The organism is Breoghania corrubedonensis (genome assembly GCF_003053845.1).
Lineage (GTDB): Bacteria > Pseudomonadota > Alphaproteobacteria > Rhizobiales > Stappiaceae > Breoghania > Breoghania corrubedonensis.
This window is the reverse complement of sequence record NZ_QAYG01000010.1, coordinates 136205-160821: the sequence shown is the minus strand read 5'-3', so window position 1 is coordinate 160821 and position 24617 is coordinate 136205. Positions and strand designations below refer to the sequence as shown.

27 protein-coding genes are annotated in these 24617 nt (G+C 67.8%); 21 read left to right on the top strand and 6 right to left on the bottom strand.

Annotated elements, in window-relative coordinates; translation table 11 throughout:
- The first annotated feature begins 229 nt into the window (after positions 1–229).
- Positions 230–709, top strand: coding sequence for a YcgN family cysteine cluster protein (locus tag C8N35_RS20225; protein ID WP_245926881.1), 480 nt, complete (start codon positions 230–232; stop codon positions 707–709).
- Between the two features lie 105 nt (positions 710–814).
- Here the strand turns inward: C8N35_RS20225 and C8N35_RS20220 are convergent, their stop codons facing one another.
- Together C8N35_RS20220 and C8N35_RS20215 are read right to left on the bottom strand one after the other, a co-directional pair.
- Positions 815–1675 (bottom strand): hypothetical protein, encoded by an 861-nt coding sequence (locus C8N35_RS20220; RefSeq protein WP_210203624.1) that lies wholly within the window; start codon positions 1673–1675, stop codon positions 815–817.
- 82 nt (positions 1676–1757) lie between these two features.
- Complete coding sequence (locus tag C8N35_RS20215; protein WP_107991539.1) at positions 1758–1946, bottom strand: hypothetical protein; 189 nt, start codon at positions 1944–1946, stop codon at positions 1758–1760.
- A 340-nt stretch (positions 1947–2286) separates the two neighbouring features.
- On the opposite strand from C8N35_RS20215, the gene C8N35_RS20210 reads away from it, so the two are divergent.
- The 4 genes from C8N35_RS20210 to C8N35_RS20200 all read left to right on the top strand — a co-directional run bounded on the left by C8N35_RS20210 (position 2287) and on the right by C8N35_RS20200 (position 7190).
- Complete coding sequence (locus C8N35_RS20210; protein ID WP_107991538.1) at positions 2287–4182, top strand: DUF2336 domain-containing protein; 1896 nt, start codon at positions 2287–2289, stop codon at positions 4180–4182.
- A gap of 161 nt (positions 4183–4343) precedes the next feature.
- A complete protein-coding gene (locus tag C8N35_RS20205; protein WP_107991537.1) occupies positions 4344–4931 on the top strand; it encodes a flavodoxin domain-containing protein in 588 nt (195 codons plus the stop codon).
- Between the two features lie 443 nt (positions 4932–5374).
- Complete coding sequence (locus C8N35_RS24295; protein WP_245926880.1) at positions 5375–5941, top strand: hypothetical protein; 567 nt, start codon at positions 5375–5377, stop codon at positions 5939–5941.
- Complete coding sequence (locus C8N35_RS20200; RefSeq protein ID WP_428977127.1) at positions 5859–7190, top strand: DNA-packaging protein; 1332 nt, start codon at positions 5859–5861, stop codon at positions 7188–7190. Before C8N35_RS24295 ends, C8N35_RS20200 begins: the two co-directional genes overlap by 83 nt.
- A gap of 285 nt (positions 7191–7475) precedes the next feature.
- Here C8N35_RS20200 and C8N35_RS20195 read toward each other — a convergent pair whose 3' ends face one another.
- Together C8N35_RS20195 and C8N35_RS20190 are read right to left on the bottom strand one after the other, a co-directional pair.
- Positions 7476–7679: a hypothetical protein gene (locus tag C8N35_RS20195; protein WP_107991535.1), complete on the bottom strand. Its 204-nt coding sequence runs from the start codon at positions 7677–7679 to the stop codon at positions 7476–7478.
- A gap of 313 nt (positions 7680–7992) precedes the next feature.
- Positions 7993–8316, bottom strand: a complete 324-nt coding sequence (locus C8N35_RS20190) for a tyrosyl-tRNA synthetase (protein ID WP_107991534.1) — start codon at positions 8314–8316, stop codon at positions 7993–7995.
- Between the two features lie 205 nt (positions 8317–8521).
- Here C8N35_RS20190 and C8N35_RS20185 point away from each other — a divergent pair, with 205 nt between their 5' ends.
- The 11 genes from C8N35_RS20185 to C8N35_RS20135 all read left to right on the top strand — a co-directional run bounded on the left by C8N35_RS20185 (position 8522) and on the right by C8N35_RS20135 (position 15939).
- Positions 8522–9781, top strand: a complete 1260-nt coding sequence (locus C8N35_RS20185; RefSeq protein WP_107991533.1) for a phage portal protein — start codon at positions 8522–8524, stop codon at positions 9779–9781.
- Between the two features lies 1 nt (position 9782).
- Positions 9783–9971: a hypothetical protein gene (locus tag C8N35_RS20180; RefSeq protein WP_107991532.1), complete on the top strand. Its 189-nt coding sequence runs from the start codon at positions 9783–9785 to the stop codon at positions 9969–9971.
- A 255-nt stretch (positions 9972–10226) separates the two neighbouring features.
- Positions 10227–10796 (top strand): HK97 family phage prohead protease, encoded by a 570-nt coding sequence (locus C8N35_RS20175; protein WP_107991531.1) that lies wholly within the window; start codon positions 10227–10229, stop codon positions 10794–10796.
- A gap of 134 nt (positions 10797–10930) precedes the next feature.
- Positions 10931–12247 carry a phage major capsid protein gene (locus tag C8N35_RS20170; protein ID WP_428977128.1) on the top strand — a complete coding sequence of 439 codons (1317 nt, stop codon included), beginning with the start codon at positions 10931–10933 and terminating at the stop codon, positions 12245–12247.
- Between the two features lie 187 nt (positions 12248–12434).
- The gene (locus tag C8N35_RS20165) at positions 12435–13109 is read left to right on the top strand and encodes a head-tail connector protein (protein WP_245926879.1); all 675 of its coding nucleotides are present in this window, start codon (positions 12435–12437) and stop codon (positions 13107–13109) included.
- Complete coding sequence (locus C8N35_RS20160; protein WP_107991529.1) at positions 13109–13432, top strand: phage head closure protein; 324 nt, start codon at positions 13109–13111, stop codon at positions 13430–13432. The genes C8N35_RS20165 and C8N35_RS20160 overlap by 1 nt, the downstream gene beginning before the upstream one ends.
- Entirely contained in the window at positions 13429–13845 is a 417-nt protein-coding gene (locus C8N35_RS20155) for a DUF3168 domain-containing protein (RefSeq protein WP_107991528.1), read from the top strand. Before C8N35_RS20160 ends, C8N35_RS20155 begins: the two co-directional genes overlap by 4 nt.
- Before the next feature lie 99 nt (positions 13846–13944).
- A complete protein-coding gene (locus C8N35_RS20150) occupies positions 13945–14358 on the top strand; it encodes a phage major tail protein, TP901-1 family (protein WP_107991527.1) in 414 nt (137 codons plus the stop codon).
- 14 nt (positions 14359–14372) lie between these two features.
- A complete protein-coding gene (locus tag C8N35_RS20145) occupies positions 14373–14783 on the top strand; it encodes a gene transfer agent family protein (RefSeq protein WP_107991526.1) in 411 nt (136 codons plus the stop codon).
- A complete protein-coding gene (locus C8N35_RS24415) occupies positions 14705–14959 on the top strand; it encodes a phage tail assembly chaperone (protein ID WP_281261783.1) in 255 nt (84 codons plus the stop codon). The genes C8N35_RS20145 and C8N35_RS24415 overlap by 79 nt, the downstream gene beginning before the upstream one ends.
- 389 nt (positions 14960–15348) lie before the next feature.
- The gene (locus C8N35_RS20135; protein WP_107991524.1) at positions 15349–15939 is read left to right on the top strand and encodes a phage tail tape measure protein; all 591 of its coding nucleotides are present in this window, start codon (positions 15349–15351) and stop codon (positions 15937–15939) included.
- Positions 15940–16133: 194 nt separating this feature from the next.
- Here C8N35_RS20135 and C8N35_RS20130 read toward each other — a convergent pair whose 3' ends face one another.
- Positions 16134–16385: an HP1242/YdcH family protein gene (locus C8N35_RS20130; protein WP_107991523.1), complete on the bottom strand. Its 252-nt coding sequence runs from the start codon at positions 16383–16385 to the stop codon at positions 16134–16136.
- A gap of 90 nt (positions 16386–16475) precedes the next feature.
- Here C8N35_RS20130 and C8N35_RS20125 point away from each other — a divergent pair, with 90 nt between their 5' ends.
- Both C8N35_RS20125 and C8N35_RS20120 read left to right on the top strand, forming a co-directional pair.
- Positions 16476–17120, top strand: coding sequence for a DUF2460 domain-containing protein (locus tag C8N35_RS20125; RefSeq protein ID WP_107991522.1), 645 nt, complete (start codon positions 16476–16478; stop codon positions 17118–17120).
- Entirely contained in the window at positions 17117–18025 is a 909-nt protein-coding gene (locus tag C8N35_RS20120) for a DUF2163 domain-containing protein (protein WP_107991521.1), read from the top strand. Before C8N35_RS20125 ends, C8N35_RS20120 begins: the two co-directional genes overlap by 4 nt.
- Positions 18026–18337: 312 nt before the next feature.
- Here the strand turns inward: C8N35_RS20120 and C8N35_RS20115 are convergent, their stop codons facing one another.
- Entirely contained in the window at positions 18338–18634 is a 297-nt protein-coding gene (locus C8N35_RS20115; RefSeq protein ID WP_245926878.1) for a hypothetical protein, read from the bottom strand.
- 46 nt (positions 18635–18680) lie between these two features.
- Between C8N35_RS20115 and C8N35_RS20110 the strand changes: the two genes are divergently transcribed.
- Genes C8N35_RS20110 through C8N35_RS20100 form a run of 3 tightly spaced genes read left to right on the top strand, consistent with a single transcriptional unit; the run spans position 18681 to position 24599 of the window.
- Positions 18681–19250 carry a C40 family peptidase gene (locus tag C8N35_RS20110; RefSeq protein WP_342753517.1) on the top strand — a complete coding sequence of 190 codons (570 nt, stop codon included), beginning with the start codon at positions 18681–18683 and terminating at the stop codon, positions 19248–19250.
- Positions 19250–23167: a baseplate multidomain protein megatron gene (locus tag C8N35_RS20105; protein WP_107991519.1), complete on the top strand. Its 3918-nt coding sequence runs from the start codon at positions 19250–19252 to the stop codon at positions 23165–23167. The genes C8N35_RS20110 and C8N35_RS20105 overlap by 1 nt, the downstream gene beginning before the upstream one ends.
- Positions 23160–24599 (top strand): DUF2793 domain-containing protein, encoded by a 1440-nt coding sequence (locus C8N35_RS20100; protein ID WP_107991518.1) that lies wholly within the window; start codon positions 23160–23162, stop codon positions 24597–24599. The genes C8N35_RS20105 and C8N35_RS20100 overlap by 8 nt, the downstream gene beginning before the upstream one ends.
- Positions 24600–24617: the final 18 nt, after the last annotated feature.

Sequence of the window (24617 nt, the reverse complement as noted above, 5' to 3'; positions counted from 1 at the left end):
CGATCCGCATGCAAACGATGCCGAAACGACACATTTCAAATGCCGAGACATGACCCCCGTCCGCTATCCTGTCGCGCGAGAGGGAACCGCAACCGCGCCCTCTCGTCAATGGGAAGAAGATGCCGGGTTGAAATGACGTTCGCACAAGTCCGCAATGCGCCCGCCCGCACGTGAATTCCGCGACGTCCGCCCCGGCGGGCGGGAGACGACAGCCAACGAGATGATGACGATGACCGCAACCGATCAGGCGATGCGCCCGGCCCACGAACCGTTCTGGCGCGAAAAGACCCTCGACGAGATGTCGGGCGCCGAATGGGAGGCGTTATGCGACGGCTGCGCGCGCTGCTGTCTCAACAAGCTGGAGGACTGGGATACGGGCGAGATCGCCTGGACGAATGTCGCCTGCACGCTGCTCGACGGCGAGACGTGTCGCTGCCGCGACTACGAAAACCGCGCCGCCACCGTGCCCGACTGCATCCAGCTTACGCCCGAGGAAGTGCGCACGCTGACCTGGCTGCCGCCGACCTGCGCCTACCGGCTGGTGGCGGAGGGGCGCGATCTCTACTGGTGGCATCCGCTGGTCTCCGGCTCGCCGGATACGGTGCACGAGGCCGGCATCTCGGTGCGCGGCCGCACCGTGCCGGAGGACGGCATGGCGCTGGAGGAATACGAGTATCACGTGGTGGACTGGCCGCTGGAGGAGGGGTGAGCGGAGCGCGCTCGATCACCCGGATGGAGCCTGTGCCCGCGAAGGCGGGTGCCGGGTGATGACGGCGGAGAGAATATGGGCGCGGCCTCCGCCCGTTCGCCCGCCTCACTTCACCGGAGCCGGCCGTTCGTTGCCCCAGTGGGTGTAGATGCGTGACTTGCGTGCCCGGGCGTCGGCCTCGGCGCCCGATTGAGGCTTTTCGCGGCAGCCGCCGCTGGCGAAGGCGACCTCGCCGGCCAGATGCCGCCAGGCGGTGTTGGCGTCCCATACCCGATCGCGCGATGGTGTCTCGATCTCCAGCCGGTCGATCGCATGGCGGTAGGCGACAAGGCGGAACTTCAGCGCGCGCGTCACCCAGGAAATGATCCTTCGGTTCTCGTTTACCCGCCCCACGGCCGCCGCATATTCCTCCGGCTTGAGGTCCGGCCGCCGGTTGGTGGCGTTGAGCCGTTCCGCGTCCATGTCCTCCACCCGCACCGCCAGCTGGCAGAACGGGCGCACCAGATCCGTATCGCCGGAAATGTCGGAGATGACGCGATCGTAGCGGGTCTGCGAGGAGGAGAACTTGTCGGAGCGCAGGTACATGTAATAGATGCGCGGATCGAGCTTGTCGTCGATCGGCTTGATGATGCGGGTGCGCTGGGCCTCGGTCGCGGTCGCGTCCACCCAATCGCGCGAGGAGGCGGGGCGGATCAGCGCCCAGGCACGGTTGCGCAGCTCCTCCTCCTGATCGGTGAGATTGAAGGTGGAGGTCGGCTCGCCCCGCTTGGCGGCCATCACCCGGCCGGCTTCGGGCAGGATCTCGTCATGCATGACGTTTGGGGTGGCGCGATCGAAATCGCCGGTGGGACGCGCGCACCCGCCCGGCAGGCCGGCCGCGAGAACGGCGACCAGCATTGCCTGTAGAGCGGCCGTCAGAGACCGGATCGGCGCGGCCCGTGCCGGCCGCCGCATCGTGTCTTGCATCGAATCCTCGACGGCGTCGTGTTGCGCGCCGCTCTTCATCCTCTTTCCGGCCGTCGCGGCGTCGCCCCGGCACGAAAAGATCTCAGGCGTCCGGTTGCGCGGTGCCGCCGGTCTCCTTTGTCACTTTCCGGATTCGCGCGGCAAGATCAACCGCCTGCCGCTCAAACCGGACGCCGGGAAAGACCAGGATCTGCGCGCCTTCCTTGCGCAGGTCTGTCCGGCTCGGCCTGCGAGGCCGGGCGGTCGCGGAAAAGTCCAGCAAAGTGCCCATCCTATCCTCCGTTACCGATCGCATGTCGCAACGGAAGGTCTGCGGGCGGGCCTGGCCCGGCCGTATCCGTTACTTTGCATTAACATTAGGCGGCTTGGATGGTTAACGGAACCTTAACCGCGCGCCCGGGCCGGGTTTCTACGCAGCGGATTTCTGCGGTTTTGCGGTACCGGGAGACCTCCGCGCGCGCCGTTCGTCGGCGATGCCGCACCTCATCCGGGCCCTCGGGGCGATAAATAATCGCGCCGGTTTCCTTGTGGTTAATCGATCGCTAACGGTTTCGGCGCAATTTTAGCCATCAATCCCGTGGTCGTTCTCAAAGTTTTGCGTATTCGGCTCCATGACAGGCTACACCACACCGAAAGGCGTCGGTTCACTCGTGCAGGCGGACGTTCGGACTCGCAAAACACAACTTTTGCTGGCCGCGACGGAGCTTTTCGTCGCGACTGAGGCGCCGACCAAGATCGAGCGGCACGTCTATGCCGAGCTTTTCCGTCAGTATGTCGACGGAACGCCGGTCCATGAGCGCCGCCAGGTCGCCACGCTTCTCGCCCGCTGTCCGTTCGTGCCGCATGACTGCGCGCTGCGGCTGGCGCAGGACAAGGACGCCTCCGTCGCTCACCGTGTACTGGCCTATTCCACCGTTCTTGGCGATTGCGATCTGATCGCCGCCATCGGCCGTGGCCCGCACGCCGTGCGCCGCGCCATTTCCCTGCGCCACGACATTTCCCCCGAGGTCCGCGCCGCGCTGCGTCGTCATGCCGGGGACGGGGACGGTCTGGCGCTGCTGGACGAGGACGTGCCGGCCGGCGTCGCCGATGCAAGCGGCCAGCCCGATGTGCGCGCGCCGTCCCATGCAGAAGACGAAAACGCCCCGGTTGACGAAACGCCCGGCGATGCGGGTGAACCGGCCGTGATCGCTGCGGCGGGTGAGGCGATCGAACCGGAAGCGGACCTCAAGGAAACCGCCGTGCCGCGCCTCGCTGCGCCGGCGAGTGCGTTCCCTGCGCATATCGAAAGCGTCGACGCGGTGTTGCAGGCGCTCAAGGATATGGCGCGCCCGACACGAAAGGCCCCCCGCGACGACGTGGCATCGACCCCGAACGTCATCCACGCCGCCACGCTTGAGCGCGAGGGGGCAGAAACGGCCTGCGCCGTCACACCCGACCGGGACGCCGGTGAAGTTGTCGCCGATGTCGTCAAGGCCACCGATGCCACCGAGGACCCGGGGTCCGAACCGTCGCCGGAGCATCAGCCGAAGGCCGAACAACAGCCGGATCCCGCGGAGCCGCCGCTGCGCGTCGAATTCGGCCTGCGTCGCACGCCGCCGCCCGCCCGCCCCGGATCGCTCGCCGCGATTCCCCGGATGCTTGAGACCCGTCGCGAGATCGCCGCGGCTTCTCCGGTCGAACCCGATATGCCCTCAAAGCCGCGTCAGGTCGTGTTCCGCGCACCGCCGCGTCCCGAACCGGTTGCCGCACGCGGCGAACGCAGTGTCGAGGCCGGTGCGACGCTTGCACCACGCGCCGAGCGTTCGGCGCCAACCCCGGGCTTTTCCGCAAGTACCGGCCGCATGATACGCGGTTCGTCCGTCGAGAACGGCGTCGAAACCCCCGGCGAGGGGACCGGGCGCGCCGAGGTGCCGCCGCTTCCCGCCGCATTGGTGGCGTTCTTGCGCGCGGATACCGGCGAACGGATGGAGGCCATCGCCACGGCGCAGGCGCGCCTCATGGCCGAGGCGGTCTCGTCACGGGTCCGCATGCGCGCCAAGATCGATGCGGAACTGGTCTGCTGCCTGGAAAACGCGGCAGCCGCGCGGGATATGGAAACCTTGCGCCGGCTCATGGCGCGGACGCTGGAGCTTCCCGTTTCCGCCATCGAACGGATGATCGCCGACCCCTTTGGCGAGCCGCTGCTGATCGCGGCCGCGGCCATCGGTCTGCCGACCTCGCGCACGGTTTCGCTGCTGCTCCAGGTCAGCCCCGCCGCCTTCTCGCTGGACCGGGTGCGCGAGCTTTCCTTCCTGCGCGCGCATATCGACATCCGCGTCGCGCGTCACATGGTGGCGCAATGGACCGGGCTTTCCCACAAGCCCGCCGTGCGCGCGAACCGTCATGCGCCCGTTCTCGACGACGTGATGCGCTCGCGCCGCGAAACGATCGTGCGCAGCGCGAAGGCAGCGCGCGAGAACACGTTGGACGACGAAGGCGTTCTGGTGCTCAGAAACGCCGTCTGACACGCTTTCGCGGACTGTCTCACGCCCCTCCTGCGTCCTATGGACCGCTCCCCCCGTCCTCGATCGCGCTCTATCCTGCACCATGGTGACCGGCTGGCCGGTTCGGTTGCGGCCGGCCGCGTGACCCGCCAGCGGGCCCGCCGCCATGGGGAAAAGGCGATATGGGCCGGATCGATATCTTCTTTGCGAGCAGGGACGGGCAGACCCGCAAGATCGCGACTGTCCTGCGCGATCTGCTGGCGGAAAGCTGTTCGGGCGATATCGCGCTGATCGACCTTGAGGCGTCGGGACTTTCCTGTGACGAAATCGGGCAAGCGGACTTCACCATCGTCGCGGCCCCGATACGCTACGGCTATCCGCTCGCCGCCGCCGATCGCTTCCTGCGCGCGCATCTTCGCAACATTCCACCCGACCGGCTGGCGATCCTGCTGGTGTGTCTGCTTGCCCGCAAGCCGGACAGGACGTCGGCGCAGACAAACGGCTATCTGAGGCGGTGGCTGAAGAAGCTTGCGGTCAAACCCGCGCTTGCCGCCGCGATCGCCGGGCGGCTGAACTATCCCGCCTATCGCTGGTACGATTTGTGGATGATGCGCCTGATCCTGCTGATTTCGGGCGGGCCGACTGAGCGGACGGCGCAGGTCGAGTACACCGATTGGCGGCAGGTCGCCGATATCGCCGAACGGATAGGGCACCTGTGCGAGGGGGCAGTTCAAGAGATAGGAAAATTATCCTTGACACCGTCACGCTGATCTGACAGGATGATGCCATCGTCGGACAGGTGCGAGGATAAATCGCCTGGCGGGCCCCCGGTTCATGCGGGGTGGCTGGCCGGGCTTTCTTGTCTTGTGGGCTGTCTCGTTCCCTCCGGATGTCATCAACTCGGTTTCCGAGAATGCGGAAATCGGGGACCGATCCCTCCACCGTCATCGCCCGGCGAAGTCCGGGTGATCCATCGCGTCATCGGCAAGTGCTGCGAGCGGCGCTGGATTGCCAGGACAAAGCCGGGCAATGACGGCGGAGAGTGTGGCGGGGAGCTGTCGGGCCCGTTGATCCGGGCAAGGCCCACTCCGATCTCCTCTCCCTATGGCAGAGGGGAACCGGTCATGCCGTGTGCCTTGACCATGCCGGCTGACCTGTCTGAACCCTGTCTGATAACCGCCGGTCCGTTTTCTTCATCCGCAACGAGGTCTTCATGACGGCTGAGTCTCCCTCCGCCGCGCCGAAACGTGTGCGCGTCGATGACCGGGCGCTTGCCGCCGCCCGCCTGCTCTACGAAGGCGAGGCTGAGGCCACGCAGGCCGATATCGCCCGCAAATGCGGCATGTCGGCGGGAACGCTTGCCTACCATGCCCGCCTGAACGGCTGGATCCGCGCCGAGGGCGCACGGATGCACCGGACGGTCGAGAATCACACCAAACGGGCAAAGCTGGTCGGCAGGCTTTATCGCGCCTTCGAGCGGCAGGTCGGCGAACTGGAGGAACGCCTCGGCGCCCGGCTGAAGGCCCGGGCCGACGGCGAGGGCGAACCGGTCGATACCGCCTTCGACGACCGCGACGCGAGACTGCTTTCCACGCTCGCCCAGACGCTTTCGCGTCTGGTGACACTCGATGCGGCGTGGAGTGGCGGCGATGCGAGCGGCCGCGCGGTGGCGGCGGATCAGGAAGGAGACGGGAACCTTGACGAATTCCGCCGAAGCCTTGCGCAACGCCTTGAGGCGCTCATCGAGAGCCCGGATCGAGGCGTTGCTGGCGAGCCTTGAACGATCGGAGATCGAACGCCTCGCCCATGATTTCGCCCTCTTTGCCCGGCCCGACCAGACACCGCCCGCAGGCAACTGGACGACGTGGCTCGTCATGGGCGGGCGCGGCGCGGGCAAGACGCGAACGGGCGCGGAATGGGTGCGCGGCATGGCGCTGGGGCTTTCCCCCTATGCATGCGAGCCGGTCGGCCGCATCGCGCTGGTGGGTGAGACGCAAGGCGACGTGCGCGACGTGATGGTGGAGGGTGTTTCGGGGCTGCTCAGCGTTCATCCCGCCGGGCAGCGTCCGCAGTGGCAACCTTCGCGCCGCCGCCTGGAATGGGCGAACGGCGCGGTGGCGCAAGGATTTTCCGCCGAGGACCCCGAAGCCCTGCGCGGACCGCAATTCGCGGCCGCCTGGTGCGATGAACTCGCCAAGTGGCGCAACGCCGAGGAGACATGGGACATGCTGCAATTCGGATTGAGACTGGGCGAGCGGCCGCGTCAGGTGGCGACCACCACGCCGCGCCCCATCGCGCTGATGAAACGCCTGCTGGCCGATCCGCTGACCGCGGTGAGCCGGGCCGCCACCCGCGACAACGCCACCAATCTGGCGCCGGGTTTTCTGGAGGCGATTGTCGGCCGCTATGCCGGCACGCGGCTTGGCCGGCAGGAGCTTGACGGCGAACTGATCGAGGACCGGGTGGATGCGCTGTGGCGGCGCGAGGCGATCGAGGAGGCGCGCGCCACCGCCGCCCCGCGCATGGGTCGCATCGTCGTGGCGATCGATCCGCCGGCCTCGTCGGGCAAGGGCGCGGATGCCTGCGGCCTCGTCGTCGCAGGCCTCGGGGCGGACGGTCATGCCTATGTGCTGGCCGACGGCACGATGGAGGAGGTGCGCCCGGTGCGCTGGGGAAGGGCGGCCATCGCGCTCTATCACCGCCATGCGGCCGACTGCCTGATCGCGGAGGTGAACCAGGGCGGAGAGATGGTGACCGCCGTTCTGTCCGGCATCGACGCATCGGTGCCGGTGAAGCCGGTCAGGGCCACGCGCGGCAAGTGGCTCAGGGCGGAACCGGTGGCCGCGCTCTACGAACAGGGCCGGGTACACCATGTCGGCGCGTTTTCGAAGCTGGAAGACGAGATGTGCGACTTCGGCCTCGACGGCCTGAGTTCCGGCCGCTCGCCCGACCGGCTGGATGCGCTCGTCTGGGCGCTCACCGCGCTGATGCTGAGCGAGAGCGGCGAGCCGAAGGTGCGGGCGATGTGAGGGATATTCGGTCCCGCCGTATACCGAAAGTTTGCAGCTTGCGCCCGTCTCCCCCCTTGTGGGGGAGATGTCACCCGCAGGGTGACAGAGGGGGGAAGGCGGCAGGCTCGGTGCGGGTGGCTCACCCCCCCCCTCTGTCGGCATTCGCCGACCTCTCCCCCGCAAGGGGGGAGAGGGGGGCAGGCGGCTGGCCCATGGGCCATGACCGGGCCTGTGCACGCTCCATCGTCATTGCCCGGCGGGGATGCCGGGGCCTTCTGGCGATATGGAAGCTTCCGGTCGGGATTACCGGCAAATCCGGCGGTAGCCGACGAACTTGTTCGACTGGGTCTCGGGATCCCACTTGTAGGCGGGCATCTCGTAGCAGTCGCGCGGGGCTTCGGCGCGGCGGGCGGCGTCGCCGGAATTGGTGGTGGCAAGCGTTGCCGCGATGCCGGAGACGAGGGCGATGCCGAAGGTCACGGCGGCGAGGATGATCTTGTAGAACATGGGCTTTCTGTCTCCTTCCTGGCGGCCGGCTTTCGGTCCGGCGAGCGGAGCGGAGGGAACGCTAGCTCCCGCCTGTGACGGCCGTGTGGCGACGATGGGGAGATATGGTGTGCTCCATCCGATTGCTGTGACCGCAATCACACACAGCCCCTTTATCCGCAAAACCACGCTTATCCGCCGCGCTTGAACTGCCGCTGAACGGGCTGTTCACGGCCCCTGCAACGCGGCTCTGGCCCGACGGCCTCTTTTCAGACGCAAAGAAACCCCGGGCGGGGAGACCGGGGCTTCTTTCGCGGATGTCAGGTCGTGCGCGTTACCGGCAGACGGTGCGGTAGCCGACGACGACACGGCGCTGGTAGTAGGGGTCCCAGCGACGGACCGGCTTGTCCCAGCAGCGGCGCGGACGCGATGCGTAGTAGCCGTTGCCGTAGTAGCCGCTGTCATAATAGCCGCTGTCGTAGTGGCGGTCGCGATAGCGGCCGGCGACGATGGCGCCCGTGGCGAGGCCGATGACGGCACCGGCGGCGAACGCCCCCTTCTTGCCGTTCTTGGCTTCCGCCGATCCAACGGTGGCGGCGATGCCCGAAGTCGCGACGACGGCGACGGTCAGGGCGGCGATGGCGGTCTTGCGAAACATCTTTTCATTCCCTCTTGGTGGTGGCCGGTTCTCGGCCGGTTGGCGGTTGTTGCGGGGGGGCGGTGACCTCCCTTGCGCCGATGATTTGAGACTAGCGACGTTGCGTCATCGCCGCTGTGACGGCGGTCACGCACGCGACGGTTCGCGAACCCGCGCCACCGGTGCGCCGATCTCTTCGGGCCATCAGGCAAAACAGGATCATCCCATGAGCTTTCTCGACCTTTTTCGCCCGGCACCCGTCCGGACGGCATCGGCAGCACCCGACGCCAAGGCCTCGCGGACCGGGCCACTCATCGCCCTGCACGGGGCCGGTCAGCCGGTATGGACGCCGCGCGACTATGCGGCCCTGGCGCGCGAGGGCTTTGCCCGCAACCCGGTCGTCCACCGCGCGGTCAGGATGATCTCGGAGGCTGCGGCCTCGGTGCCGTGGCTGCTCTACGAGAACGACGCGGAGCGCGATGTTCACCCCTTGCTCGCGCTTCTCTCCCGCCCCAACCCGCGCCAGGCCGGAAGCGATTTTCTCGAAACCGTCTATGGCCACCTGCTGGTCGCCGGCAACGCCTATGTGGAGGCCGTCAGCCTTGATGACACCTTGCGAGAGCTGCATGCGCTGAGGCCCGACCGGATGAAGGTGATCGCCGGGAGCGACGGCTGGCCGGAAGCCTTCGAGTATACCGTGGCGGGCCGCAGCGTGCGGCTGGCGGCCGAGGGCGGGGAGGGGATGCCGCCGGTGCTGCATCTCAAGCTCTTCCATCCCTTGAACGACCACTACGGCTTCGCCCCGATCGAGGCGGCGCAGGTCTCGCTCGACGTCCACAACGCGGCTGGCGCCTGGAACAAGGCGCTGCTCGACAATGCGGCGCGTCCCTCCGGCGCGCTGATCTATGCCGCGCGCGAGGGGGGGAACCTGAGCGACGAACAGTTCGAGCGGCTGAAGGGCGAGCTGGAGGACGGCTATCAGGGCGCGCGCAACGCCGGCCGGCCGTTGCTGCTGGAAGGCGGGCTTGACTGGAAGCCGATGGGGCTGACCCCGCAGGAGATGGACTTCATCGGCGCCAAGAACCAGGCGGCCAGAGAGATCGCGCTCGCCTTCGGCGTGCCGCCGATGCTGCTCGGCATTCCCGGCGACAACACCTATTCCAACTACCAGGAGGCGAACCGCGCCTTCTGGCGCCAGACCGTGCTGCCGCTCGTCTCACGCACGGCGCGCGCGCTGACCAACTGGCTCAGCCCCCATTACGGCGAGGGGCTGAGGCTCGGCTGGGATACGGACGCGGTGGAGGCGTTGTCGCTCGAACGCGAGGCGCTGTGGCGGCGTCTCGGCCGCGCCGATTTCCTGACCCAGGCGGAAAAGCGCGAGGCTGTCGGCTACTCGCCCGACGGCGGGCCGGACCCGGCCGCCGCCGCTGATCCTGCCGCCAGCGCTGTTACTGCCGCCAGCGCTGTTACTGCCGAAGGCGCGTGATGTGGAAGACGTCACCCGCTCCGTCATCGAGCGCGGCGACCTGGCCCATCTGGCGCTCTTCCTGTGGGCGAGCGGCGCGAGTTCGCTGCTCGTCTGGGCCTTGCGCGAGCTGGCGCTTTCGAACCGCCGGTTCAACGATTTCGTTCAGGAAATCGCCCGGTTGAATCAACGCTTCAACGGCCGCGAGTGAGCCTTGAGGGAACCCGGCCAAGGGATTCCACGGGCTCCGCTTTCGGTCGTTGTTCTTCCTCTCATCCCTCGAACGACAGGAACAGGAAAGCCATGCAGGCGAACCACCGGATCCGACTTTTCAGGCGGCAAGGCGCGCATCGCGATGTCTTCGCCCGCTTTGCCCGCACGCTGGAACAGATCCTGGCCCGGCCGCACGCGGCGCCCCGGCCCGAGCCGCGCGTACGCCGCGCGCTTCGCTAAAGGGGAAGTGCCCATGCAGATCATGGAAGGGGCAATCGCCCCCGCCGCACCGCCCGCGCCGCTGACCGTTTCCGACGCGGGCGTGTTTTCCGGGTATGCCGCCCTGTTCGGCGTCGCCGACCTCGGGCGCGATATCCTGATGCCCGGCGCCTTCACCGCGACGCTGCGCCAGCGCGGCGCGGCGGGCATCAAGCTTCTCTACCAGCACGAACCGGCCGAGCCCATCGGCCGCTGGCTGGAGATCGTCGAGGACGGACGGGGACTGAAGGTGCGCGGCGAGCTGATGCCGGACCTCGCGCGGGCGCGCGAGGTGCTGTCGCTGATGAAGGCCGGCGTTCTCGACGGGCTTTCCATCGGCTTTCGCACCGTGCGCGGCAAGCGCGATCCGCGCACCGGCATCCGCCGGCTGAACGAGGTCGACCTGTGGGAGATCTCCGTCGTCACCTTTCCGATGCAGGAGGGGGCCCGGATCGACGCGATGAAGCGGGCTCATGTGCCAGCGGTCTCGTCCGGTGCGAGGCTGCGGCGGGTCGCCCGGCGGATGCGGCTGGATGCCCTGATGCGAGGGCAGGGCGCCGATTGAACCGGCTGGTGCATGGCAAGACGACGGCCCCACGCGAGCTGGCGGCCGCCCGGCATTCTCGCCGACCTCTCCATCTCCCTCCCTCAAACCCAATCTTCCACCCTTCACGAAAGGTGCGTGAAATGACTGACATTATGGAACGTAAGTCGAAGCCGGGCGGTGCGCCGGAACACGGCTCGCCGGTGCGCGAGACCAAGGTGGCGGCGATGCCGGCCAGTGATCGCGGTGGCGATACGGATGCCGGTCTCGATGAATTCCTCAATGCTTTCGAGGAGTTCAAGGCCGCAAATGATTCAAGGCTGAAGGCGCTGGAGACGCGCGGCGACGTGCTCCACGACGAGAAGCTCGACCGCATCAACTGCGCTCTCGACGAGCTGATGCTGAAGTCCCGCCGGCCGGGTCTTGGAGGTTCGGGGCTCGGTGGTTCGGGGCTGGGCGGTGCGGGGGCGACGCACGGCAGCCGCTTCGCCCCCTCGCAGGCGATAGAGCATCGCTCCGCCTTCGAGGCCTATATCCGCACCGGCCGCGAGGACCGGCTGCGTGGGCTGGAGGAAAAGGCGCTTTCCGTCGCCTCCGATCCCGATGGCGGCTATCTGGTGCCGCAGGAGACGGAAAGCCAGGTGCTCTCGCGGCTTGCCAACATCTCGCCGATCCGCGCGATCGCCGGCAACCGGCAGGTCTCGGCCTCCGTCTTCAAGAAGCCCTTCGCCACCACCGGAGCGGCCACCGGCTGGGTGGGCGAGACCGATGCCCGCGCCCAGACCGCCACGCCGACGCTGGCCGAACTCTCCTTCCCCACGATGGAGCTTTACGCCATGCCGGCGGCCACCGCCTCGCTGCTGGAGGATGCGGCCGTCAATGTCGACGAGTGGATCGCCCAGGAGGTGGAGACGGCGTTCGCCGAGCAGGAGGGCGCGGCCTTCATCAACGGCGACGGCGCGAACAAGCCGCGCGGCTTCCTCGATTATCCCACCGTGGACGAAAGCGGGTGGGCATGGGGCAAGATCGGCACGATCTCGACCGGCGTCGCCGGCACGCTTCCCGCGTCCGACGCCTCCGACGTGCTGATCGATCTGATTTATTCGCTCAAGGCCGGTCATCGCCAGAACGCCAACTGGGTGATGAACCGCTCTACCCAGGCAGAGATCCGCAAGCTGAAGGATGCCGACGGCAACTATCTCTGGCAGCCGCCGGCCGGTGTCGGCGCCAATGCCTCCTTGATGAACTTCCCCATCACCGAGGCCGAGGACATGCCCGACATCGCCCCGGACGCGACGCCGGTCGCCTTCGGCGATTTCGCCCGCGGCTACCTGGTGGTGGACCGCATGGGGCTCAGGGTGCTGCGCGATCCCTATTCCGCCAAGCCCTACGTGCTGTTCTACACGACCAAGCGCGTCGGCGGCGGGGTGCAGGATTTCGACGCCATCAAGCTGCTGGCCTTCTCGGCCTGATCCCTCCGGGCGCCTGTCGCCCGGATGAACCGCCTTGAGCAGCGCTTGCGGCCGGCCCCCTCCCGCCGGCCGTCCCCCCCAAGCGGCCCCGTTCTCTTTGAGGGCGGGGCCGCTTGGGAACCGCATTCTCCGCTGACAGCGTTCCGCGCTGACCGCGATCTCTCCAGCGTCATCCCGGATCTGCGAAGTGCCGCTTCGCGTCCGGGATGACCCTGGAGAAATCGAACAGGGATGCCGGAAAGATAGCGGCCAGGCCCGTCCGCATCCCTTCTGCCCCTTCCACAAAGAGGTGCCCATGCCCACCATCCTGATCTCGCCCCCGGCGGGCGAGCCCGTTTCGCTGGCGCAGGCGAAGGCCTTCCTGCGGGTCGATCACAACGACGAGGACGCGCTCATAGAGGCGCTCGTCACCGCTGCCAGGCTACAGGTGGAAAACGCCACCGGCCGGGCGCTGATGAGCCAGGGCTGGCGGACCGTTCTGGACGCCTGGCCCGCCCACCGCGTGGTGCGCATCACCCGTAGTCCCGTGGCGGCGATCGACGCGGTGACGGTCTATGACGCCGATGGCGTGGCGAGCGTCCTCGATCCCGATGACCTCCGCCTCGATACGGCCGGCCGGCCGTCGCGGCTGGTGGTTTCCGCGTCCGCGCCGGCGCCGGGGACCGCCGTCAACGGCATCGAGATCGATTTTACGGCCGGCTACGGCACGGCCGCCGACGTTCCCGAGCCGCTTACCCTCGCGATCCGGCGTCTCGTCGCGCATTGGTACGAAAATCGCGAGAGCAATCCCGGCGGCGATGTCCCGGGTCCCGTCGCGGCGCTGCTGGCGCCGTACCGGCTGGTGAGCCTGGGGGGGCGCTGATGACCCGGATTTCCGATCTCGCGACGCGGCTGACGGTGCAGCGCCCGGTCATCACGGACGATGGCGCGGGCGGCGCCGTGACGAGCTTCGAGCCCGCCGGCGCGATCTGGGGCGCCGTGATGGTACGCGGCATGGCCGAGCGCTTTTCCGACGAACGGCTCGACGGCGTCGTCACCCACCGCATTCGCCTGCGCGCGCCAAGTCAGGTTGCTGGCGGCTGGCGGCTCATCAAGGGCGCGCGGGTCTTCCGGGTGCTGGCCGCAAGCGATCCCGACGATCGGGGGCGCTGGCTCGACCTCCTGGCGGAGGAGGAGGGCCTATGACCCATGCGGCGGAAGAGATGCAGGCGGCGCTGGTTGCGCAGCTTCGCGCCGATGCCGGCTTGAGCGGGCTTCTCGGCGAGGGGCGGGTGGAGGACGGTGCAAGGCGCGCGGCTGCCTATCCCAACGTGGCGATCGGCGACTGGTCGGCGCGCGCGATTGCCGGCGACGACTGGCCCGGCGAGGAGCACAGGCTGGAATTTCTGGTGTTCTCGCGCGCCGGCGGTCGCAAGGAGACGCTGGCGCTGCTGGCGCGGCTTGCCGACCTGATCGACGGCGCCGCGATCACGCTCGCCGGTCACCGGCTGGTGACGCTTGCCCGCACGTCCCAGACCGTGACGCGCACCCGCGACGGGCGCACCTGGCGCGGCACGCTCGTCTATCGCGCGGTAACGGAGCCGGAAGGGATCGCGTGAGGGGTTCGTCCTGTTCCCCGCCAACCGCCATCAACAATCGCTCTCCGCCGTCGCGGCCATCAACCGGATCACTCATCCACCACGTCCAGGGAGAACACCATGGGTGCGCAAAGGGGCAAGGACCTCTTGCTGAAACTCGATTCCGACGGATCGGGCAGCTTCGTCACGGTGGCCGGGCTCCGCGCCCGCCGCATCGCCTTCAATGCCGAGAGCGTCGACGTCACCGACAGCGACAGCGTGGGGCGCTGGCGCGAATTGCTGGAAGGCGCGGGCGTGCGCCGGGCGGGGCTTTCCGGCGGCGGCATCTTTCGCGACGGGGCGTCGGATGCCGCGGTGCGCGAGATCTTCTTCGCCGGTGCGATCCGCGTCTGGCAGGTGGTGATCCCGGATTTCGGCACCGTCGCCGGGCCCTTCCAGCTCACCGCGCTGGAATATGCGGGCGAACATGCCGGCGAGGTCTCTTACGAAATGGCGCTGGAATCGGCCGGCGCTCTCACGTTCACGGCCGAATGAGGGGGAATGGGCGGATGGTCAACAGGCACAGGGGCGAGATAGAGGCGATGCTCGATGGCCGGCGCTGGACGCTGTGCCTGACGCTGGGCGCGCTCGCGGAGCTGGAGGACGCGTTCTCCGTCGCCGACATGGGCGCGCTTGCCGAGCGTTTCGCTGAAGGCCGGCTTTGCGCGCGCGATGCGGTGCGCATCATCGCTGCCGGCCTGAGAGGCGCGGGCAACATGGTGGAGGACGAGCAGGTCGCGGCGATGACCGCCGCTGGCGGCGCGCCGGGCTTCGCCGCGATCGTCGGCGATCTTCTCAGGGCCACCTTCGGCGGCGCCGACAGCGAGGGCAGCGAGGCCGAGTGGCAGGACTTCGCCGGGGTCTCGCAGACGCCTCAAGCGCGGGAGGCGGGGGAGAGCGGCGGCCCTTTCGTTCCGTAGCGCCGTTTCCGTGGCGCGACGTGATGCGGTTCTGCCTGGCGCATCTGCACTGGAGCCCGCAAACCATGTGGCAGGCCACCCCACGCGAACTCGCCGCCGCCCTTGCGCCGCCCGCAAGGACAGGTGCGCCGGAGCGCGCGAGACTGGCGGCATTGCTCAGACGGTATCCCGATTGAGGACGCGGCATCCAGGCGGATGCGGCCCGGCTCTCTCTTGTCGTTCCGGTGAGGGGGAGGGGCGCGCGCCGGAAAACCGGAAGACGCGCGCCACCCTCGATGTCATCCCCGCGAAAGCGGGGACCCAGTAGCCATTGCGGTTTGAGGCTCTTGCCGTGAAGGCGCGGTTCCGTGGTTTGCCATCGTGCCAGCTAACAAGCATCCCGATTACTCGGTCCCGGCTCTCCGCTTCGCTGCGGCCGGGATGACAAGCGTTGCGGGAGGCGGACGATACGCGGAGAGGGCTGGCACGGATGACAAGCGGAGAGGTGGGCCGGGCTCCTCCTTCGTTCATTCTCCAGAACACTCAAACCCCCGAGTCCCGAGCCCCGAACCCGAAAGGTCATCCCATGCCCGCCACCGACGATACCGGCTTCGATCTGCCGTTTGACGATCTCACCCGGTTCCGCTCCGAGATGCGGCTTCTGAATTCCTCCGCGGGCGATTTCTCCCGGGTGCTTTCCGGTGCGCTGAAGGGGGCGGTGTCCGATGGCAAGCGGCTTGACGATGTGCTGCGGCAGGCGGCCTTGAGTTTTTCCTCAAGCCTCGTCTCGCGCTCGCTGTCGTCGCTGACCTCGACGCTCACCTCCACCTTGACCAACGCCCTTTCCGGCGGCGGCTCCACCACGGCCTTCGCCAAGGGGGGAACGGTGCGCGCTTTCGCGCAAGGCGGCGTGGTCGCGGCGCCCACGTACTTTCCGATGTCGGACGGCGGAACAGGGCTTGCCGGGGAGGCCGGGGCGGAGGCGATCCTGCCGCTGGCGCGCGGCGCGGACGGGCGGCTTGGCGTGCGCGGGGCCAGTGGGTCGGCCAGCGGGTCGGGCGGCGTCGCCATCACCTTCAACGTGTCGACGCCGGATGCCGAGAGCTTCGCCCGTTCGGAATTGCAGCTTTCCAGAATGGTTGCCCGCGTTGCCGGACGGGGGCAACGCGGGCTGTAACACCGTCGCCGCGAGGAGGGGCTGCGGCAGCGGTGCTTCGGGTCTTCGACACGGGGAGGGGAGGGGAATTCCGTGTCGGAGGCCTTTGCGGTTACTCACGTGAACCGTTTCTCACTTTACGAAGAGACGGCGCATGAGTTCATTGAAATCCGTCAACCGTGCGCCGCCGATCGCAAGATGTTGACGCAAGGCGTTCAGCCGATGGCGCCGGCCTTTCGCAGTACCTCGGCGATATCGTCCTTCAGCGCCAGCCGCTCTTTCTTGAGATCCTCGGTCGCGGCGTCGCTGGCGGGCGTGATTTCCGATTCAATGAGATGAATATCGTGGTTGACCGTCCCGTAGCGTTCGCAAAGCGACTCCAGCCTCGGATCGGACATCTTCAGCTGGTGCAGAACCTGCGCGGCTTCGGGGAATTCCTCCTGCAGCTCATGGGGCACATGCGTCATGGGCTCTTCTCCTCCGCTATGCGGTGACTCTTGCCCACCCGTCCGCATTTCGACATGACGCAAATCAAATCCCAAACGCAAAGGTGACGCATGGCGACGATAACGGCCTTCCACGAGGTGCGGTTTCCGGTCGCAGTGGGCTTCGGCTCGTCGGGCGGGCCGGAACGGCGCACCGATATCGTGGCGCTGGGGTCGGGCGGCGAAGCGCGCAATGCCCGCTGGTCCCGCTCTCGCCGTCGGTATGACGCCGGCTACGGCATCCGCAGTTTCGATGATCTGGCGGCGGTCGTCGCCTTCTTCGAGGAACGGCGCGGCCGGCTCTACGGCTTCCGTTTTCGTGATCCCTTCGACTGGAAATCGGGCCTGCCTTCGGCCGAACCCGCCGCCACCGACTGCAACATCGGCACCGGCGACGGCGAGACCGACCGGTTCCGGCTCGTCAAGATCTACGGATCCGGTGCGACCGCCTATGTGCGCCCCATCACCAAGCCGGTGGCGGGCACGCTGCGCATCGCCATCGACGGGGTGGAGGTCGCGTCCGGCTTCACGCTCGACGCGCTGAGCGGCAGCGTCACCTTCGATGCCGGATCGGTGCCCGCCGAGGGCGCCGCGATCACGGCCGGCTTCGCCTTCGACGTGCCCGCGCGCTTCGACACCGACCGGCTGGAAATCTCCATGAGCCATTTCGAGGCCGGCGCCATTCCCCAGGTCCCCATCGTGGAGATCCTCCCGTGAAGACGCTTGATCCCGCCTTCGCCGCGCATCTGGCCGCCGGCGCGACGACGCTCGCCACCTGCTGGAAGGCCGCGCGCGGCGACGGCACGGTGCTGGGCTTTACCGATCACGACGCCGATATCGTCTTCGATGGCGTGACGTATCTCGCCGATAGCGGGCCCGAGGCCAGCGAGGCGACGACAGGCCCGGGTCTCGCCGTTGGCGGATCGGAAATCGCCGGGGCGCTCAACGATCTGGTGCTGTCGGGCGAACCGCTGTCGGAGGCAGATCTCGCCGCCGGGCTGTGGGACAGGGCGCGCATCGAGGTGTGGCGGGTCAACTGGGCCGATCCGGCCGAACGCATGCTGATGCGGATCGCCGAGATCGGCGAGGTGACGCGCGCAGACGGTGCCTTCAAGGCCGAACTGCGCTCGCTGGCGCAAGGCCTGGAGGAGGTGCGCGGTCGCGTCTTTTCCCATGTCTGCGACGCGGATCTGGGCGATGCGCGCTGCGGCGTCGATGTCGAGACGGGAGCCTATCGCGGAACGGGCATCGTGAGCATGGTTTGGGATGAGCGCCGCATCGTCGTGGCCGGGCTTGACGGCTTTGCGGAGGATTTCTTCGCCCGCGGGCTGCTGCGCTGGACATCGGGTGCCAATATGGGCCGGGCGATGGAAGTGACGGGCCATGCCATTGGCGCGGATGGCGCGGTGCTCACGCTGTGGCTTGCGCCTTCGGCCGCGATCACGGCGGGCGACGGCTTCACGGTGAGTGCGGGCTGCGACAAGCGGGCGGCGACCTGCCGCGCCAAATTCGCCAACCTCATCAATTTTCGCGGTTTTCCGCATATGCCCGGCAACGATTTCGCGCTGTCCTACCCTGACCGCAATACCGGTGTGAACGATGGCGGGGCGCTGGTGGAATAGGAGAAGGGGACGGGAAGGAAGGGAAGGGAAGGGAAATGGAGCGGCTTCGCCGCGCTTGTTGCGCTGGATTCCGGGTCTGGCCCAGTAGGGTTTGGGGCCGCTTCGCGGCAGACCGCTCGGAATGAGGGAGCAAGAGGCAAGTTGAAGCCTCAAGCCCCGGCGAGCTTCGCTCGCCCTCATTCCGGACAAGTGAGGCAAAGCCGAACGCTGATCCGGAATCCAGCGCAACAAGCGCGGCGAAGCCGCTCCATTTCCCCTCTCCCTTCGCCGCACTGCGGCCGGCAAGATACCGACGTGACGGCAAAGGGACGCTCAGCCCCGCCGGGCCGCGATGATCTCGGCGATGCGCTGGGTGTCGCCGGCTTGCAGGTAACGGCCGCGGTCGAGGATCTCGATCGTGTATTCGACATAGGTCAGGCCGAGAGCGGCCGCCTTGCGGGCCCGCCTGAGGGCGATCGCCGGCGGGATCGATTTCCACACCGCGTCATGGGCCGCCCGCCAGCCGAAATAGCTTCCGAAATGGCCTTCGTTCCAGGGGCGGGACCCGTCGAGCGGCGGGCCGCCATTGTGGCCCAGAAGGGAGGAACGAGGAGCAACCGGTCGTGGCACAGCGATTGGCCTTTTCATAAGCGCTCTGGTGGGAAAGACGCGCGGAGTGCGCCGTCAAGATGTAGCCGACGCCGGCACCGTTTCCAATGGCAAAGAGCGCGGGCCGCGCAAGTCCGGCATCCACCGCGAGCCGCCATCCTTTCACGAGATTTCATCCATGCCACAGATCACCTATACCCGCGCCGCCCTCGTCGCCGAGGTGCGGCAATGGCTCGCCACGCCCTATCGTCATCAGGCATCCGTGAAGGGTGTCGGCGCCGATTGCCTCGGTCTGGTGCGTGGTGTCTGGCGGGCCTTTTACGGAACCGAGCCGGCGCGTCTTCCCGCCTATACGCCCGACTGGGCGGAGGCCGGCGGTGCCGAACAACTGGCCGAGGCCGGGCGCGCCCATCTCGTCGCCGTCGATCCGGCCGATGCCCTGCCGGGCGATGTTCTGCTCTTCCGGTTCGCGGCCAATGCGCCCGCAAAACATGCCGGCATCCTGAGCGCGGGCACCGCGCATGCGGGGCTTTTCATCCACGCCTATGAGCTTTCCGCGGTGACGGAGACCCGGCTGGCGCCCTGGTGGCGCCGCCGGCTCGCCTTCGTCTTCCGCTTTCCAGATGTGAGCGAGTGATGGCAACTCTTGTCCTTTCCACCATCGGCCAGGCGGTCGGCACCGCGATCGGCGGACCCATCGGCGGCATGATCGGCCGCACCGCCGGCGCGCTCGCCGGCCAGGCGATCGACCAGCGGCTGTTCGGCACGAAAAACGCCGTCGAGGGCGCGCGGCTGGCCGACCTCGATGTGCAGTCCTCCACCGAAGGCACGTCCGTTCCCCGCGTCTACGGCCGCGCCCGGCTGACGGGCCAGGTGATCTGGGCGACGCGGTTTCAGGAGGTGGTGAAGAGGGAGGAAGAGGGCGGCGGCAAGGGCGGTGGGGGCGGCTCGACCACCACCGTCACCAGCTATTCCTATTACGGCAATTTCGCCGTCGCCCTGTGCGAGGGGCCGGTGAGCCATATCGGTCGCATCTGGGCCGATGGAAAGCTGCTGGACACCACCACGATCACCGTGCGCCGCTATCTGGGGTCTGCCGATCAGGAGCCCGATCCGCTGATCGAGGCCAAGCAGGGCTTGGGATACGCGCCCGCCTATCGCGGTACGGCCTATCTGGTATTCGAAGGGCTGGCGCTGGCCAATTTCGGCAACCGGCTGCCGCAGATCGCGGTGGAAGTGATCCGCGCCGTCGACCGGCTGGAGGAGATGGTGCGCGCCGTCTGTCTCATTCCCGGGGCGGGCGAGTTCATCTATGCGGACAAAAAGGTCAATCTCGTCACGGGCGTGGGCTCCAGCGTGCCCGCCAACCGCCACATCGCTCACGCGGCGAGCGACTGGCAGGCCTCGCTTGATGAGTTGCAGGCGCTTTGCCCCAACCTGGAGCGGGTGGCGCTGGTGGTTTCCTGGTTCGGCGACGATCTGCGATGCGGCGAGTGCCGGATCCGCCCGGCGGTGGAGGACCGCAACACAAGAAGCTCGGGACTGACCTGGCTCGCCGGCGGGCTTTCGCGAAGTGCGGCGCCCGAGGTTTCGCGAAAGGACGGCCGTCCGGCCTTCGGCGGTACGCCGGCGGATGCGAGCGTCATGGCGGCCATCGCCGATCTGAAGGCGCGCGGGCTGAAGGTGATGCTCTATCCCTTCGTGCTGATGGACGTGCCGCAGGATAACGACCTTGCCGACCCTTACGGCGCCAGCGAGCAGGCGGCCTATCCCTGGCGCGGGCGCATCACCTGTCACCCGGCACCGGGGGGGACGGGGTCCGTGGACAAGACTTCGGACGCGGCGGCGCAGGTGGCCGGCTTCGTCGGAGAGGCGGCTGCCGGCGATTTCACGGCGACGTCCAGCACGGTGGTCTATTCCGGGCCTTCCGAATGGTCGTGGCGGCGCTTCATTCTCCATTACGCCCATCTGGCGGCGGCGGCCGGCGGGGTCGACGCCTTCCTGATCGGGTCGGAGATGCCGGGGATGACGACGGTGCGTTCTGATGCCGGCTATCCCTTTGTCGATGCGCAGGTCGCGCTCGCCGGCGATGTGCGCGGCGTGCTCGGGGGCGATACGGCCGTTTCCTATGCGGCGAACTGGTCGGAATATGCCGGCCACCGGCCTGCCGACGGATCGGGCGATGTCACCTTCCATCTCGATCCGCTGTGGGCCTCAAGCGATATCGATTTCGTCGGCATCGACTTCTATCCCCCGATCAGCGACTGGCGCGACGGAACGCACGCCGACAGCGACGAGGCGCTCTCCCCTTGCGATCTCTTCTATCTGCGCGCCCGCCTTGCCGGCGGCGAGGATTACGACTGGTATTACGCGAGCGAGGCGGAGCGAACCGCCAATATCCGCACGCCCATCACCGATGGCGCCTATGGCAAGCCGTGGGTCTACCGGGCCAAGGACCTCGTCGGCTGGTGGTCGAACCCGCATCACGACCGGCCGGGCGGGGTGGAAGCGGCAAGCCCCACGGCCTGGGTGCCGCAATCCAAACCGATCTGGCTGACCGAGCTGGGCGTTCCCGCCATCGACCGTGGTGCCAACCAGCCGAACGTCTTCTACGACCCGAAATCATCCGAATCCGCGCTACCCTACTTTTCCAACGGCGCGCGCGACGACTATCAGCAGCGCCGGGCGCTTGAGGCCTGTCTGAGCTGGTGGGGGAGCGACCATCCCGAACTTGAGCCCGGCGGCAATCCGGTCTCGTCCCTGTATGGCGCCGCGATGGTCGACCCGTCCGCCATCCAGCTTTGGGCCTGGGACGCGCGGCCGTGGCCGGCCTTTCCCTCCGACACCGGCACCTGGGCCGACGGCGCGAACTGGCAGCTCGGCCACTGGCTGAACGGGCGGCTGGGCGGTGCCGGTGTCGATGGCCTGGTGCGCGCGATCCTCGCCGATTTCGAGATCGATGTCGCGGATACGGATGCGGACGGGTTCGGCGGGGCCATCGACGGCTTCGTCATTCCCGGTCCGACCAGCGCGCGCGCCGTGCTGGAACAGCTGGGAGAGATCTTCGGCTTCATCGCCGCCGATACCGGAACCGCGCTCGCCTTCCGCTCCGCGCTGGGCCGTCCGCGGGCGCTGTCGCGCGGCGATCTCGCCGAAGCGGAAGCGGGCGCCACGCTGCTTTCCGCCACCCGCGCGCAGGAATCCGAGCTTCCGTCCGAAATCCGGCTGAGCTTCACCGATCCGACCCGCGATTTCGCGCGCATTTCCGTCGCCTCGCGCCGGCTCGCGGGCCTGAGCCGGCGTATCAGCGATGCCGATCTCAACATCGCCGCCGATGCCGGGCTGATGCAGGTGAGCGTCGAAGCCCGACTGCGCGATGCCTGGGCGGGGCGCGAACGTTTCGCCTTCTCGCTGCCGGAAAACGGGGCGGGCACGGGGTTGGCGCTGGAGCCGGGCGATCTCGTCACGCTGGAAGGCGCGCTCATCCGCGTCTCCCAGATCGAGGACGGTGCGATGCGCCGCATCGAGGGGGTGAGTGCCGCGCCCGACCTGTTGCGCGAGCGCCCGCCCGCATCGCTCAGCCATCGCTCGGCCCTGCCAAGTGCTGCCGCAGCGCCCGCCGTTAAATTCCTCGACCTGCCGCTTCTGAAGGGCGACGAGCCGGTCTCTGCCTTCCGCGCCGCCGCCTTCGCGCGGCCCTGGCTCGGTGGCATGAGCGTGTGGCGCTCGGCCAGCGGCGCCGGCTTCGAAGCCGTGGCCGGGATCGCGACACCGGCGACCATGGGCACCTTGTCGGGTGCGCTCTTTCCCGGCCCGACGGCGCGCTGGGACCGGGTCAACGAGATCCATGTGACGCTTTATGGCGGGGCGCTTTCCGCGCGCGACGAACGCGACGTGCTGGCCGGCGCCAACATCGCCGCCATTCAATGCGGGAACGGCGGATGGGAGGTGCTGCAATTCAGCCATGCCGAGCTGACCGGCGCGAATTCCTGGCGGCTTTCGGGCCTTCTGCGCGCGCAGGCCGGCACGGATGCGGCGATGGCGGCGGGGGCCGCGATTGGTGCCGCCTTCGTGCTGATCGACGCGGCCCTTCCGCTCGTTGATGTCGGGGGGGACCGGCTGGCCCTGCCGTTTTCCTGGCGTGTCGTGCCGCAGGGCCGGGCGATCGACGACGAGACGGCCACCGCGCTCGATTTCGCGGTCGAGGGCGCGGCGCTCAGGCCCCTGTCGCCCGTGCATCTGCGCGGCAGGCGGCAGGCATCCGGCGACGTGGTCTTCACCTGGATCCGCCGCACGCGGGTCTCGGGCGATGGCTGGGAGCAGCTCGAGGTGCCGCTGGCCGAGGAGGCGGAAGCCTATGAACTCGACATTCTCGACGCGCCCGGCGGAGCGGTCATCCGCACGCTGAGCCTCGCCGAACCGCGAGCGACCTACACCGCCGCCGACCAGAGCGCCGATTTCACCGTCCTGCCGGACGAAATCCACCTGTCATTGAGCCAGCTTTCCGCGCGCACCGGCCGCGGCACGCCACAAAGGACCACCATCCATGTCTGACACCCCGAGACTGTCCCTGCCGCTCATCGAGGCCGCGCAGGCGCAAAAGCACGTCACCCACAACGAGGCGCTTGTCGGCCTCGACGCGCTGGTGAACCTGCGCCTCCTCGACCGCGATCTCGCCGAGCCCGCCGGCGGCGAGGCGGATGGCGACGCCTATCTCGTGGCAAGCCCGGCGGCGGGCGCGTGGACGGGCGAGGAGGGCCGCATCGCTTATCTGATCGACGGCGGCTGGCGGTTTTATGCGCCCTTCGACGGGCTTGTCGCCTATGTGGCGGACGAGATGGCGCTGATCGTTCATGCCGGCGGCGTCTGGGCCGATTTCGCGACCTTTCTGGCGCTTCAGAACCTCGCCAGCGTGGGCATCGGCACGATGGCGACGGCCAGCCAGCGGCTCGCCGTGAAATCGGACGAGGTGATCTGTTCCCACGACGACGTGACGCCCGGCACCGGCAACATGGTCGTCACCCTCAACAAGGCGGCGGATGCCAACGACGCGGGCCATGCCTACAAGGTCGGCTGGCAGGCCCGCGCGCTGGCCGGTCTCTTCGGCGACGGCGACTATCAGGTGAAGGTCTCGGCGGATGGCGCGGCCTTCACCACGGCGCTGGCGATCGACAACGCGACGGGCATCGCACGGTTTCCCGCCGGGCTTGCCGGCGTGCGCGAGGCGCTGAGCGCGGCGCGGACCTACCACGTGAACGGAACGGCCGGCGACGACGCCAATGACGGCCTGTCGGCTGCCACGGCGTTTGCCACCATCCAGCGCGCGGTGAACGCGGTGGCGGCGATCGACATGGCGGGCCAGACGGCTTTCATATCGGTCGCGGCGGGAACTTATGCGGAAAGCGTGGTGCTGAAGGATCTCGTCGGCGGCCCTTGCGTCATCGTCGGCGACGAGACAACCCCGGGAAACGTGCTGGTGTCGCCGGCCGCCGGCATCGCGTTCGGTGCAAACGGCATCAATGGCACCTGGAGCTTGCGCGGGGTGAAGATCGAGGGCGCGGGCATTTCACGTTCGATCCACGCCAACTCAGGCGTCATCGGCTTCCGCAACATGGATTTCGGGGCAATCGGGGCGGTGGCGAATTATTATCACATCTTCGCCGAAGGGCACGCGCTTGTCGAAGCGCAGGGGGATTACACGATCTCGGGCGGGGCCGGGGCACATTGGCGGACGGGCGATAGCGGTATTTTGAAAGTGCAAGGAAAAACGGTGACGTTCACCGGTACACCTGAGTTTACGAACTACTTCACGATTGCGTCGGGGCAGAGTTATCAGACAATTTACTCAATTATATTCATTAACAGCGCTATAGGTATTCGCTATAGAGTGGATGGAAAAGGATTTATATTTGTAAATGGTGCTGGAGGTATGTATCTTCCCGGCGATTCGGTGGGAAGCCAAGTCCAAGACGGTTACTATGGATAGGGGGTAATTCGTCAGGAT